Source organism: Demequina gelatinilytica, assembly GCF_000971115.1.
In the GTDB taxonomy this organism is placed as follows: domain Bacteria; phylum Actinomycetota; class Actinomycetes; order Actinomycetales; family Demequinaceae; genus Demequina; species Demequina gelatinilytica.
The window spans coordinates 53,573-65,726 of sequence record NZ_BBLV01000019.1; the positions used below are offsets into that span (position 1 = coordinate 53,573).

Annotated in this window: 13 protein-coding genes; 8 read left to right on the plus strand and 5 right to left on the minus strand. The window is 73.4% G+C overall.

Annotation, left to right across the window (positions count from 1 at the left end; all coding sequences use genetic code 11):
• Positions 1–7 precede the first annotated feature (7 nt).
• Positions 8–364 carry an ArsR/SmtB family transcription factor gene (locus tag AOM00_RS13755; protein ID WP_062518340.1) on the minus strand — a complete coding sequence of 119 codons (357 nt, stop codon included), beginning with the start codon at positions 362–364 and terminating at the stop codon, positions 8–10.
• Positions 365–505: 141 nt separating this feature from the next.
• Between AOM00_RS13755 and AOM00_RS13760 the strand changes: the two genes are divergently transcribed.
• From AOM00_RS13760 to AOM00_RS13770, 3 genes are all read left to right on the plus strand, one after another.
• A complete protein-coding gene (locus tag AOM00_RS13760; protein WP_062518341.1) occupies positions 506–898 on the plus strand; it encodes a hypothetical protein in 393 nt (130 codons plus the stop codon).
• Between the two features lie 22 nt (positions 899–920).
• Complete coding sequence (locus tag AOM00_RS13765; protein ID WP_156159186.1) at positions 921–1,520, plus strand: DUF6518 family protein; 600 nt, start codon at positions 921–923, stop codon at positions 1,518–1,520.
• Between the two features lie 131 nt (positions 1,521–1,651).
• Positions 1,652–2,923: an ATP-binding protein gene (locus AOM00_RS13770; RefSeq protein ID WP_062518343.1), complete on the plus strand. Its 1,272-nt coding sequence runs from the start codon at positions 1,652–1,654 to the stop codon at positions 2,921–2,923.
• A gap of 118 nt (positions 2,924–3,041) precedes the next feature.
• Here the strand turns inward: AOM00_RS13770 and AOM00_RS13775 are convergent, their stop codons facing one another.
• Entirely contained in the window at positions 3,042–3,434 is a 393-nt protein-coding gene (locus AOM00_RS13775) for an FKBP-type peptidyl-prolyl cis-trans isomerase (protein ID WP_062518344.1), read from the minus strand.
• Positions 3,435–3,504: 70 nt separating this feature from the next.
• Here AOM00_RS13775 and AOM00_RS13780 point away from each other — a divergent pair, with 70 nt between their 5' ends.
• Both AOM00_RS13780 and AOM00_RS13785 read left to right on the plus strand, forming a co-directional pair.
• Positions 3,505–3,975, plus strand: a complete 471-nt coding sequence (locus AOM00_RS13780) for a nucleoside deaminase (RefSeq protein WP_062518345.1) — start codon at positions 3,505–3,507, stop codon at positions 3,973–3,975.
• Positions 3,976–4,007: 32 nt separating this feature from the next.
• Positions 4,008–5,843, plus strand: a complete 1,836-nt coding sequence (locus AOM00_RS13785; protein WP_062518346.1) for a cation:proton antiporter — start codon at positions 4,008–4,010, stop codon at positions 5,841–5,843.
• Here the strand turns inward: AOM00_RS13785 and AOM00_RS13790 are convergent.
• Together AOM00_RS13790 and AOM00_RS13795 are read right to left on the minus strand one after the other, a co-directional pair.
• Entirely contained in the window at positions 5,840–6,841 is a 1,002-nt protein-coding gene (locus AOM00_RS13790; protein WP_062518347.1) for an NAD-dependent epimerase/dehydratase family protein, read from the minus strand. The two genes, AOM00_RS13785 and AOM00_RS13790, sit on opposite strands and share 4 nt — an antisense overlap.
• A 43-nt stretch (positions 6,842–6,884) precedes the next feature.
• Entirely contained in the window at positions 6,885–7,223 is a 339-nt protein-coding gene (locus AOM00_RS13795) for a YciI family protein (protein WP_062518348.1), read from the minus strand.
• Between the two features lie 93 nt (positions 7,224–7,316).
• Between AOM00_RS13795 and AOM00_RS13800 the strand changes: the two genes are divergently transcribed.
• Complete coding sequence (locus AOM00_RS13800) at positions 7,317–8,384, plus strand: aldo/keto reductase (protein WP_062518349.1); 1,068 nt, start codon at positions 7,317–7,319, stop codon at positions 8,382–8,384.
• 9 nt (positions 8,385–8,393) lie between these two features.
• Here AOM00_RS13800 and AOM00_RS13805 read toward each other — a convergent pair whose 3' ends face one another.
• On the minus strand, positions 8,394–10,007 hold the full coding sequence (locus AOM00_RS13805; RefSeq protein ID WP_062518350.1) for an ABC-F family ATP-binding cassette domain-containing protein: 1,614 nt from the start codon (positions 10,005–10,007) through the stop codon (positions 8,394–8,396).
• 237 nt (positions 10,008–10,244) lie between these two features.
• Here AOM00_RS13805 and AOM00_RS13810 point away from each other — a divergent pair, with 237 nt between their 5' ends.
• Together AOM00_RS13810 and AOM00_RS13815 are read left to right on the plus strand one after the other, a co-directional pair.
• Positions 10,245–11,585, plus strand: coding sequence for an MFS transporter (locus tag AOM00_RS13810; RefSeq protein ID WP_062518351.1), 1,341 nt, complete (start codon positions 10,245–10,247; stop codon positions 11,583–11,585).
• Between the two features lie 93 nt (positions 11,586–11,678).
• A complete protein-coding gene (locus AOM00_RS13815; protein ID WP_062518352.1) occupies positions 11,679–12,116 on the plus strand; it encodes a hypothetical protein in 438 nt (145 codons plus the stop codon).
• Positions 12,117–12,154 lie beyond the last annotated feature (38 nt).

The window sequence follows — 12,154 nt, forward strand, 5'->3', positions numbered from 1 at the left end:
GAGGACTTCAGGCAGGGGGAGGTGCGGGGGCGTCCGGGTTCGCAAGCACGGCATCGAGCCGGCCGAACCGCGAGCGCCACAGCTCCTCGAGCTGGGCGAGGAGGGAGCGGGCGCGCGCGATCTGCGCGGCATCGCCGCGGACGATGCGCTCGCGGCCTCGCGACCTCTTGCTCACGAGCCCGGCCCCTTCCAGGACCGCCACGTGCTTCTGCACCGCGGCGAAGGACATGTCGTAGGCCTGGGCCAGCTCCGTGACCGAGGCCTCCTTGGTGAGCGTCCGCCGCACGATGTCGCGGCGGGTCGCGTCTGCCAGCGCGTGGAAGATCCGGTCCACGTCGGCTTGTGAGAGCTCATCTACAACCATTTGGTTGCACGTTACGCCGGGCACGTCGAGGATGCAAGTCCTGCGTCCGCGCCGCCGCTCGCGTTGAGGGGTGCGGTTGCGCGGCGTGGCCACGCGGGACGCCGACTACGCTGCGGAGCAAAGAGGCCGGAGGGGGTCGCCATGGGGTTGCTGGACAAGCTGATCGCAGGCGGGGTGGTCGCAGCCGCAGGCACGGTGGCGGCGCTCCTGCTGAAGGACGCGGCGGAGACACGGCGCCGCAAGGGCACACCGGTCGCGTTCGACGATCGCCTCCCGCGCCACGACTTCGAGAGGCTGGTCGCTGCGGCTGCGTCCAGGGTGCCGCGGCTGAGCTCGTTCGACATCAGCGGACTCGCCGTGACGCTGCGCATCCGGTCCAACTCCGGCGTCTCGACATGGACGGCCGAGGCCGACTTCAACGACTACGGGACGCTCACGGGACGCTACTGGGTCACGTCGGCCAACGATCAGTCCCCGCTTCCGGGGTTCTTCGCCGACGCCGTCAGCGAAGCGGTCCAGCTCAGGCTCGGCTGACGCGCGGCCAGGGCGCCCCATCATGGGTTGGTACGCGCGCAGCACCTTCTCGATAGCGGGATGCGTGCTCGCAGGCATCCTCATGTCCTTCGGACAGACCGTGCTCCCCGAGGCCCTCAGCCCGCTTCCGAACTCGGCGACGCCGGTGGTCGCCCTGGCAGGCGCGGCGTCCCTCGCCGCGCGACAGCTCCGGGGAGCCGTCGCGCTAGGGGCGGCGGCCGGACCCGCCGCCATGGCGGCCTACTACGCCACGTCCCACGCGCGCGGCTATGGCGTGAGCATGTCCTACGTCGCGCTGTGGTGCACTGCGGGGATCCTGATCGGCGGCGCGACGGGCGCCGCGACCTGGCTGCTGCGCAACGGCGCGGGACGCCCCGCGTGGCTGCGCGCGACGGCGGCCGGCTGGCTGCCCGGGATCGCCGCAGGCGAGGCGCTCCACGGGCTGCTGCGCATCTCCGACACCACCCCCGCGGGCTACTGGTGGACCCAGCTCGGGCTCGGCGTCGCCCTGCTCGCATGGACCTCGGCGAGTCGCCTCGCGACCTGGACGTCACGTACGGCTGCGGCAGGCACCTCCGCGGTGGTTGCGGTAGCGCTGTTCGCGACGTTCGGGATGATCTGACGCCGCGAGGGACACGGGTCGCCGGCGTCGTCGCGCGACACAAGGACGGCGAGCGTCCCGACCGGGCGCGCGATACCCCCCTGGGGTACCGTCGGAGTCGGCCCCGGTACACCGACGTGCAAGGAGGCGACATGTCCACGTGGCGGATCCGGGACGCGCATGCCGAGGACCTCGAGGCGGTGGTGCGCCTGTGGGAGGCGTCGCGCACCCGAGGCGTCGAGCCGGTGTACGCGCTGGCCGAGGTGCTGACCTCCGCGACGGAGGACATCGCGGTGGTCGCGACCGCGAGCGAGGAGATCGTGGGCGCCGCCGTCGCCCGGCGCGCGCACAACCAGGCCTGGGTGGTGTTCCACGGCGTGGACGATGCGTGGCACGGCCAGGGCATCGGCCCCGGCCTTCTCGCGGCGGTCGAGTCGCGCGTCGCCGAGGCGGGACCCAGCACGCTGTCCGCGCTGGTGCCCGCGGAGCAGACCCACCTCGACGCCTTCCGCGATGCGGGCTTCGCCGAGAAGAAGGCCGTGCGCTACCTCGAACGGCGCATCCGCGTGCAGCGCGAGGAGATGGCGCTGCTCGAGGACCTGGGCGGGCGGGTGCTCCCCCGCGGCCTCTGGGAGTCCGTCGCGGGCATGCGGCGCGAGAAGGAGCTGATCGAGAAGCGCCTGGTGCTGCCCCTTGCGGAGCCCGCGCTCGCGGACCGCTACGGGGTCGCCCCGCCGCGTGCGGTGGTGATGTTCGGCCCGCCGGGCACCGGCAAGACCACGTTCGCCAAGGCGATCGCCTCACGGCTGGACTGGTCGTTCGTCGAGGTGTTCCCGTCACGGCTCGCGGCGGATCCCGGCGGCCTCGCGGGAGCGCTGCGGGACACCTTCCACAGGATCGCGGAGCTCGAGCATGCGGTGGTGCTCATCGACGAGGTCGAGGAGATCGCCTCGCACCGCCGGGGCGACCCGCCGTCGCCCCTCCAGGGCGTCACCAACGAACTGCTCAAGCTCATCCCCGCGTTCCGCGAGCGGCCCGACCGGCTGCTGGTGTGCGCCACCAACTTCATCCGCTCGCTCGACAGCGCGTTCCTGCGCCACGGCCGCTTCGACTACGTCATCCCGATCGGCCTGCCCGACGCGGAGGCGCGCGCGGCGATCTGGTCGCGCTTCATCCCTCCGGCGGCCGCGGGGGTCTCGGTGAGCGCGCTGGTCGAGGCCTCGGCGGGCTTCACGCCCGCGGACATCGAGTTCGCCGCGCGGCGCGCGAACCAGTCCGCGCTCGAGTCGGCGGTGGACGGCGGGGACGACGACGGCCCCGGCACCCTCGACTACCTCGCCGCGGCCTCGGAGACCCGGACGACGGTGTCGGACGATGCGGCACGCGAGTTCGCGGAGGACATCGAGGCCTTCGCGCGTACCTGACCCCCCCCGCTCCTGACAGTCGCAACGGAGCCGGTCCCGACACGCCGAGCCGAACCCGGGCATCGTCCCTTTTTTGCGGCGTGTCGCCGCGAGATCCGTTGCGACTGTCAGGGAGTGGTCAGCGGGCCTCGAGGACGTCCACCGTGAAGACGAGCGTCGAGCCCGCCGGGATGGGGCCCATGGGGCGGAAGCCGTAGCCGGACTCCGGCGGGACCACCAGCAGCAGCTTCGAGCCCACGGGCTGACCCACGATGCCGTCGACCCAGCCGTCGATGAGCGAGCCGTACGCGATGGGGAACGAGATGGACTCGCCGCGGTCCCACGACGAGTCGAACTTCGCGCCGTCCCACAGCCAGCCGCTGTAGTGGACGGTGATGTGCTGGCCCTCGGCCACGGCGGGACCGGTGCCCGCCTCGTGGACCTCGACGACGAGGCCCTCGGGCTTCTCCGCCCCGGCGAAGTCGATGCTGGGCGCGCCGCTGGCGTCGCGGGTGATGGTGGGCAAGGTCATGATGTCTCCTGACGTTCGGAAGCGCCCACCAGCCTAGGCGCGTCCCGCGCGGCGCACCTACGCTGGCGGCATGACCGACCACCTCGAGCACCTGCGCCGCGCGATCGCCGTCTCGCAGTCCGCGCGCGACCACGGCAACCACCCGTTCGGCGCCGTGCTGGTCGACGCCGAGGGACGCATCGTCCTCGAGGCGGAGAACACGGTGGTGACCCACCGCGACGCCACGGGCCACGCCGAGACCAACCTCGTGAGGCTCGCGAGCAACCAGCTCGATCCGGACGAGCTCGCCGGGTGCACCCTGGTGACCAGCTGCGAGCCGTGCGCGATGTGCTCGGGCGCGATCTACTGGTCGGGCATCGGTGCGGTCGTGTACGGCCTCGCGGAGACGGGCCTGCTCGCGATGACCGGCGCGCACGACGAGAACCCGACGCTCGCGCTGCCGTGCCGCACGGTGCTCGGTGCCGGCGCACGGGAGATCGCGGTCACGGGGCCGCTCCTCGAGGACGAGGCGGCCGTCCCGCACCAGGGGTTCTGGGACTGACGCGACCGCACGTCCGCCTCTAGCATCGGCTCATGACGCTCGCCACCAGCCTGGTGCTGGTCCTCGTGGCCGGACTGGCCTCGCAGCTGCTCGCCGCACGCCTGCGGATCCCCGCCATCGTGATCCTCATCGCGGTCGGTCTCACCATGGGCCCCTTCACGGGGCTGGTGACGGTGGATCTCGAGCCCGAGCAGCTCTCCGAGCTCATCGGGCTGGGCGTCGCGGTCATCCTGTTCGAGGGCGGCATGAGCCTGCGCTTCGCCGAGTTCCGGCGCGTCGGCAAGGGCATCCGACGGCTCACCATCCCCGGACCACCGGTCGCCATGGCGCTCACGGCCGGCGCCGCGCACTGGATCGGCGGCTTCGACTGGCCCGTCGCGCTGGTGCTGGGCGCGATCCTGGTGGTCACCGGGCCCACGGTGATCGCGCCGCTGCTGCGTCAGGCCGGCCTGCGGCGCGACTCCGCCGCGCTGCTGAAGTGGGAAGGCATCGTCAACGACCCCATCGGCGTCACGCTCGCCTTCCTCACCTTCCAGCTGTTCGCCCTGTCCGAGGGCGGCGTCGGCTCGATCCTGGGCGGGGTCCTGTACGCGGTGGTGGTGGGGGGCGGCCTGGGTGCGGGCGTGGGCCTCCTGCTCGGCGTCTCGTTCCGCCGGGGATGGGTCCCCGCGCATCTCAAGTCGCCCCTGCTGCTTGTCGCGGTCCTGCTGGTCGCGGGGCTGGGCAACCGGCTCCAGGACGAGACGGGGCTGTTGGCCGTCACCGCGATGGGCCTGGTGCTGGGCAACATGCGCCTGGCGGAGCGCGAGCAGCTGCTGCACTTCAAGGAGGGGCTCACGGTGGTCCTGGTGAGCTCGCTGTTCATCGTCATCCCGGCCACCCTCACGGCGGACGACCTGCGCGCGCTCGACTGGCGCATCGTCGCCTTCGTCGCGGCCCTCATGTTCGTGGTGCGCCCCGCGACCATCTGGCTGGTCACCATCCGCTCCGACGTGCCTGACCCCGACCGTCGGCTGCTCGCCTGGATCGCGCCGCGCGGCATCGTTGCCGCCGCCACCGCCGGCTCCTTCGGGCCCGCGATGGTCGAGGCGGGCTACCCCGACGGCGCGCAGCTGGTGCCCACGGTCTTCCTGGTGATCATCGTCACGGTGGTCGCGCACGGCTTCACCCTGGCCCCGCTCGCGCGGCGGCTCGGGCTGACCACGGGCGCCCGCAACGGCCTGCTGCTGGTCGGGGCCTCACGATTCGCGCTCGAGCTGGCGGAGGCCCTCACCAAGCGCGGTATCCAGGTCACCGTCGCCGACGGCCGCTACCAGAGCCTCCAACCGATGCGCATGGCGGGCGTGCGCACCTACTTCGGCGAGGTGCTGTCCGAGCACGCGGACGATGCGCTCGCCGAGTCCGGCGTGAGCCACGTCCTCGCGGCCACCGACAACGACTACTACAACGCCCTGGTCGCGCGCAGCCTGGGCACCGAGTACGGCTTCCACCGCTCGTTCCAGCTCGCTCCCGCGGAGGGGACCGGTGAGCGCCGCGCCCTCACGTTCGAGCGTCGCGCCTCCTACGCGTTCGACGGCAGGACCGACCTCGCGACGCTCGACGCCCGCGTCGCAGACGGGTGGCGCATCCACGCGACCCACCTCACCAAGCAGTACGGGCTGCGCGAGCTCGCGCAGCGCTTCGGCGGCGACGCCGAGGCGATCCCGGTCGGCGCGATCGACGCCTCGGGCGCGTTCCGGCTCGTCTCGCCCGATCAGCGGTTCCTCCCCATGCCCGGGTCGACCTTCCTCTACCTGGGCGCGGGACGCCAGAGCGCGACGGGCGCCGTCCCGCAGGTGGACGATGCGGTGGCCGGGGGCGCCTCCTAGGCTCCCCGCCGCCCCCACTCCTCGAGCAGCGCGAGCTCGCGCTCGCGCGTGAGACCGCCCTCCACGTGCCGGTCGAGTCCCAGCGCCCGCTCCTCGGCAAGGATGTCGCGGATGGACTCCATGAGCGAGCGGCGGCGGCCGCCCGTCGCGGAGAACCGCGCCCCCGAGTGGTAGCCCGTCCGCGCCGCACCGCCGTCGTCGGGCACCCACAGGGGAAGCGAGCCCGGGCCCTTCCACGGCGCGACGCCGTGCTCGACCAGCCAGGAGCCGTCGACGTCGACCTGCGGACCCACGGCGGCGGCGACCTCGCGCGCGAGCTCGACCACGTACGCGAGCTCGCGCTGCTCGCCCACCACGTTGAACGGACCCGCGACGCCCGCCTCGATCGCGTCGAGGTTCCATGCCGCGAGATCGCGCACATCGACGAGCTGCCACGGATGCGCGGGCGCGGCAGGCACCAGCATCGGGCCCGACCCCGCCTGCGCCGCCCGACGCGGCCAGTACGCGAAGCGCTCCGTCGGGTCGCCCGGGCCGATGATCACGCCCGCCCGCACCAGCAGCGCCTCGGGCGCCTCCACCAGGGTGTCCAGCTCGCAGCGCACCTTCGCGGCGTCGTAGCGCGAGCCGTCGACGCGCTCGTCCGGGCCCGCCGGCTCCCGCAGAGGCGCGTCCTCCGCGATCAGCTCGCGGCTCGGCGCGTACGCCGCGACCGAGGAGACGTAGGTCCAATGCAGCGCGCGCCCCGCGAGCGCCTGGGCGGCCTCGCGCACATGGCGCGGCTGCCAGCTCACCTCCACGACCGCGTCCCAGTCGCGTCCCGCGACCTCGCGGTAGGCGTCGCGCCGGTCGCGATCGGCGGTCGCGAGCGTGGCCCCGGGGGCCACGATGCCGGACTCGCCGCGCGCGAGGCACGTGACATCCCACCCGCGCGCGACCGCCTGGGTCGCGATCTCGCGGCCGAGCCAGGCGGTGCCGCCGAGCACCAGGAGATCGGTCATGCCGCCAGGCTATCGGGCGGCTCGCGCCGCGCGTACGGCAGGGTCAGGCCTCGCCGTCCCAGTCGTAGAACGGGCGCACCTCGAGCACCCCGTGACGCGCCATCGGGTGGTCGATCGCGATCGCGATCGCCTGGTCCAACGAGTCGCACTCCAGGATGTCGATCCCCGCGATCGCCGCGAAGTCGCGATGCAGGGCACCGGGGACCACGGTGGTGCCGCCGTGACGCACCCGGACCACGCGCGACTCGGAGACGTCGACCAGGCGGTCGCCCCACACGCGTGCGCCGCTCGCGTCATGGGTCGACACCCAGCGATCGATGTCGTCCGGGCCGTCCGCGGGGTCGTCGATCTCCTCGGTGCAGACCAGCAGCAGGTACCTCATGGCATACCTCCTCGAGGCGCGCGCCGTGCGCGGGACCCTCCCCTGCATCGTCCCACCGCGCGCCCGCGCACGCACCGACGTAGCGTCGACAGCATGACCTCGACTGATGAGATCCGCACCGCACGCCGGCTGGGCGTCTCGGGCCTCCATGTCGCGCCGCTCGGCGTGGGGGCGATGCTCATGGGCACCAGGACCCCCGAGGACGAGTCGCGGCGCATCCTCGACCACTTCGTCACCGAGGTGGTGCCACGCTTCGCCGCTCCGGACGGCGCGGCGGTGCCCGGCATGATCGACACCGCCGACTGCTACTGCTGGTGGGAGGACGAGGGTTCGATGGGCGGCCATTCCGAACGCCTCCTGGGCCAGTGGCTCGCGGACTCCGGGGCGCGCCCGAGCGTGCACCTCGCGACCAAGGGATCGGGCATGCTCTCGAGCGTCGACGGGGTCTTCGTCGACGGCGCCGCCGACTGGGACGTGGCCCGGACGCGCTACGTGGGGGCGGGTGCGAGCACCCTGCGCGACTCCCTCGCGGGGTCCCTGGGGAGGCTCGGGCTCGACGCGGTGGACCTGTACTACGTCCACGTCGACGACCGCCGGACGCCGCTGCGCGAGACGCTCGGGTTCCTCGCGAGCGCGGCCGAGGCGGGCCTGGTGGGCTCGTACGGCTGGTCGAACGTGCCGGCGTGGCGCCTCGCGGAGATCCGCGCGCTGTGCGAGTCCGAAGGCTGGCCTCAGCCCGTCGCGGTCCAGCAGCAGCACAGCTACCTGCGTCCGCGCGCGGGGCTCGACAGCCGCAGCATCGTGAGCTCCGAGCAGCAGGACTACCTCGCGGAGCACCCCGACCTCCAGCTGGTCGCCTACTCGCCCGTGCTCAAGGGCCTGTTCTCCGCACCCGAGCGGCGCGACCCCGCCTTCTGGGCGATGGGTGCGTATGCGGGCCCCGACGCGAAGGCGCGGCTCGCCGCCGTGGACCGCGTCGCCGCCGCGACCGGCGCGACCGGCAACCAGGTGGTCCTCGCGTGGCTGCTCGCCCAGGAGTCGCCCACCGTGCTGCCGCTCGTGGGCGCGCGCACCTTCGACCAGTACCTCGAGTGCGCCGAGGCGATCGACGTCGCGCTCAGCGCCGAGCAGCTCGAGGAGCTCGGCGCCGCTGGGGCCTGAGGATCCCGGTCACCCGACCGCCCGGTCGCGCACGGGCTCCCCTGGCGAGACCGACCACTCCCGCGTGGGCGAGATCGCCTCGACGAACGCCGCATCGTGGCTCGCCACGACGAGCGCGCCGCGATATCCGGCGAGGGCCTCGACGAGCTCCGCCTGCGAGTCGAGGTCGAGCGAGTTGGTCGGCTCGTCGAGCACCAGGAGCTGAGGCTCCGGACGCGCGAGCAGGACGCACGCGAGGAACGCGCGGAACCGTTCGCCTCCGGACAGCGTCCCGACCGGAGCCTCGGCGCTCGCGCCACGGAAGCGGAACCGTCCCAGCAGGTCGCGGATCTCCTGCGGCGCCGCACCGGGCGCACGCCGGCGCACGTTCTCCAGCACGGTCGCCGCCTCGTCGAGCCCCAGCAGGCGCTGCGGGAGGATGCCGACGGGCACCCCCACGCGCGCCGTCCCGCGCTCGGGCGCGAGGTCCCCCAGCAGGGTCGCCACGAGCGTGCTCTTGCCCGCGCCGTTGCGTCCCGCGAGGTGGATGCGCTCGGGGCCGCGCACGATCGCATCGAGCGTCGCGCCGGTGCGCGTCGTGAGCGCCTCGGCCTCGAGCACCAGCCTGCGCGCGGGGACCTCGGTGCCCGGGAGGTCGATGCGGATCGCGCGGTCGCGCGCGATGGCAGCAGGGGCGTCGTCCAGCCTGCTGCGCGCCTCGGCCAGCCGCTGCTGGTGGACCTTCCTCACCCTCGCGTCGGTGCGCTCCGCCTGCTGCTGCTTCGCATCCGCCGCGAGGCCCACCACGCGGCGCTCCGCGCGTGCCTTCTCCCCGGCGCGGCGCTTGCGGCCCGCGCCCTCGACGTGCGCGGCGAGCGCGCGGGACTGGCGGGCGACCGTGGCGGCCGCCGCCGTGACCGCCTGCGCGGCCGCGGCGTGCTCGACCCCGCGAGCCTCCTCGAAGGCCTCGATGCCGCCTCCGAACGTCAGCGCATCGACGGTGCGGTCCTCGCGCTCGCGGAGCTCGACGATGCGGTCGACGCCGGCGAGGAGCGTGCGGTCGTGGCTCACCACCAGCGTCGCGCCCTCGCGCGCACGCAGCTGGTCCGCGAGCGCGGCGCGGGCCTGCGCGTCGAGGTTGTTGGTCGGCTCGTCGAGCACCAGCAGCCCGGGCCGCGCGAGCAGCGCCGCGGCGACCGCGAGGAGCACCGCCTCGCCGCCGCTGAGCCCGCCTACGGGCCGGTCGAGCTCGGCAGGGATCCGCAGCGCCCCGAGCATCGCGGCCGCGCGCTCCTCGACCGTCCAGTCGTCCGCGAGCGCCTCGTGATGCGCAGGATCGGTCGAGCCCTCGAGGATCGCGTGCAGCGCGGCGCGACGCTCGGCGATGCCGAGCACGTCGGCGACCGTCGCACCGGTCGCGAGCGTCACGTGCTGCGGGACATGCGAGATCGACGCGGGACGGACCACGGCGCCGGTGGTCGGGGCCAGCTCTCCGAGAGCGAGCCTCACCAGCGTGGACTTGCCGATCCCGTTGCGTCCGATGACGGCGGTGACGCCGGGCGGCACCGCGAGCGCGAGGTCGGCGAAGAGCGCGCGGCCGTCGGGCCACGCGAAGGAGACGTGCGAGAACGTGAGCGAGGGCATAGGGAGCTCCGAGGGGTCTGGAAGGTGCAGGCGACCTGTGGCCAGACTCGTGGTCCGGCGTCCCTAGAGCTCCAACGTTCCTCCTCGGCGCCGACCCTCGCGGCGCACCCGCACCAGGGTGCGCCACGCCTCGCCCGCCGTCAAGCCGCTGCCAGGACGGGCGTAGGGTGAGGAAGGCGCACGTGCCGATGCGACGCCGCGGAAGAACCGCCCGCGTCAGCCGGTTGAACAGGTGGCATGTCACAGACCTTCGCCTCGCTGCGCTTCTTCAACTACCGCCTGTGGTTCGCAGGCGCGCTCGTGTCGAACATCGGCACCTGGATGCAGCGGGTCGCGCAGGACTGGCTGGTGCTCACGGTCCTGAGCGACAACTCGGGCACGGCGGTCGGCATCACCACCGCGCTCCAGTTCCTCCCCTTCCTGCTGCTCTCGGCCTGGGCGGGCGTGGTCGCGGACCGCATGGACCATCGCAAGCTGCTGGTCATCACGCAGCTGGGGCAGGGCGTGCTGAGCCTCGCGCTCGGCGCGATGACCCTGCTGGGCCACGTCGACCTGTGGCACGTCTACGTCTTCGCGTTCCTGCTGGGCATCGTGTCCGCCTTCGACGGCCCCGCGCGTCAGACGTTCGTCTCCGACCTGGTGCCGCCGGCCAGCCTGCCCAACGCGGTGGGGCTCAACAGCGCGTCCTTCAACGCCGCCCGGCTCATCGGCCCGGGACTCGCGGGGCTGCTCATCGCCGTGATCGGCAGCGGCTGGGTCTTCGTGCTGAATGCCGTCTCCTACGCGGCGACCATCATCGCGCTCGCCATCATGCGCGGCGGGGAGCTGCAGCGCCAGGAGCGGGTCGCCCGCGGCCGCGGACAGCTGCGCGAGGGCGTCAAGTACGTGCGACGGCGGCCCGACATCATCGTCATCCTGGTGGTGGTCGGCGTCGTGTCGGCCGTGGGCCTGAACTTCCAGATGACCAGCGCTCTCATGGCGGCCAACGCGTTCGACAAGGGCGCCGGCGCCTACGGGCTGGTCGGCTCGGTGACAGCGATCGGCTCGCTCGGAGGCGCGCTGCTCGCGGCGCGTCGCAGACGGCCACGGCTGCGGCTCGTCGTGGGAGCGGCCTTCGCGTTCGGCGTCTCGGCGACGCTCATGGCGCTGTCCCCCACGTACGAGGTCTACCTGGTGACGTGCGTGCCGGTGGGCTTCACCGCGCTCACGATGCTGACGTCGGCGAACGCGACGGTCCAGACCACCACGTCGCCGCGCATGCGCGGCCGCGTCATGGCGCTCTACATGATGGTGCTCATGGGGGCGACCCCCATCGGCTCGCCCGTGGTCGGCTGGATCGGCGAGCACGCGGGCCCTCGCTGGTCGATCGGCGTCGGCGCCGTCGGGGCGCTCGCCGTGTCGCTCGGGGCGGCCGCCTGGGTGGTCCGCGACTCGCGGCTCACCGTGAGCTACCAGCTGAGCCGGCCGTTCGTCCGCGTGCGCTACCCCACCCCGGCGGAGCTCGAGAAGGAGACGCGGGTGCGGGCGGCCGAGGACATCCTCGCGCAGCAGCTCGAGGACCGCTCCGCCCAGCCCTGACCCCGAGGGCCGCGGCGGGGGAGCACCGCCTGACGCGCCCCGGGTGTCGCGCACCCCGGGCCGCGTGAGCATACTGGGCGAGGGAGGTCCTTCATGGAGCAGCAGGACTCGTACAGCGGCGACTACATCGCCTCGTGCCGGTGGCGCATCGAGGCGCAGGTCGCCGCGTTCGACCTGCTCCGCGCGCAGGCGCCCACGGACGGCTCGATGGACGGCTCGATCCAGGACATCGAGGACGAGTACTTCAACGCGATGGCCGGCCAGCTCGAGGGGATGTTCGCGTACCGCGACCCGGCGATCGCCCCCGACGGCCCGGGGCCGCTCGCGGAGCTGCGCGCCGTGGTGGCCGCGCTCAACGGCAACGGGGGACGCTTCGAGCCGCCCGAAGGCTCGGGGCTCGACGCCGGGAGCACGGTGCTGGGAATCGACCCGGGCGATGCGATCCGCCTCGACCGCGACGGCTTCCAGGAGCTCGCGGACGCGTTCTTCGACGCGGTCGAGGACGCCTACGTGGGCGACGACCAGGACTAGCCGTGAGGACCGGTGCGGCGCCTGGCGGCGGCGCGTCG

Bases quoted from the DNA above. Each gene is read 5' to 3' on its own strand.
- AOM00_RS13755 (WP_062518340.1), bottom strand. From the start codon at position 364: ATGGTTGTAGATGAGCTCTCACAAGCCGACGTGGACCGGATCTTCCAC.
- AOM00_RS13760 (WP_062518341.1), top strand. From the start codon at position 506: ATGGGGTTGCTGGACAAGCTGATCGCAGGCGGGGTGGTCGCAGCCGCA.
- AOM00_RS13765 (WP_156159186.1), top strand. From the start codon at position 921: ATGGGTTGGTACGCGCGCAGCACCTTCTCGATAGCGGGATGCGTGCTC.
- AOM00_RS13770 (WP_062518343.1), top strand. From the start codon at position 1,652: ATGTCCACGTGGCGGATCCGGGACGCGCATGCCGAGGACCTCGAGGCG.
- AOM00_RS13775 (WP_062518344.1), bottom strand. From the start codon at position 3,434: ATGACCTTGCCCACCATCACCCGCGACGCCAGCGGCGCGCCCAGCATC.
- AOM00_RS13780 (WP_062518345.1), top strand. From the start codon at position 3,505: ATGACCGACCACCTCGAGCACCTGCGCCGCGCGATCGCCGTCTCGCAG.
- AOM00_RS13785 (WP_062518346.1), top strand. From the start codon at position 4,008: ATGACGCTCGCCACCAGCCTGGTGCTGGTCCTCGTGGCCGGACTGGCC.
- AOM00_RS13790 (WP_062518347.1), bottom strand. From the start codon at position 6,841: ATGACCGATCTCCTGGTGCTCGGCGGCACCGCCTGGCTCGGCCGCGAG.
- AOM00_RS13795 (WP_062518348.1), bottom strand. From the start codon at position 7,223: ATGAGGTACCTGCTGCTGGTCTGCACCGAGGAGATCGACGACCCCGCG.
- AOM00_RS13800 (WP_062518349.1), top strand. From the start codon at position 7,317: ATGACCTCGACTGATGAGATCCGCACCGCACGCCGGCTGGGCGTCTCG.
- AOM00_RS13805 (WP_062518350.1), bottom strand. From the start codon at position 10,007: ATGCCCTCGCTCACGTTCTCGCACGTCTCCTTCGCGTGGCCCGACGGC.
- AOM00_RS13810 (WP_062518351.1), top strand. From the start codon at position 10,245: ATGTCACAGACCTTCGCCTCGCTGCGCTTCTTCAACTACCGCCTGTGG.
- AOM00_RS13815 (WP_062518352.1), top strand. From the start codon at position 11,679: ATGGAGCAGCAGGACTCGTACAGCGGCGACTACATCGCCTCGTGCCGG.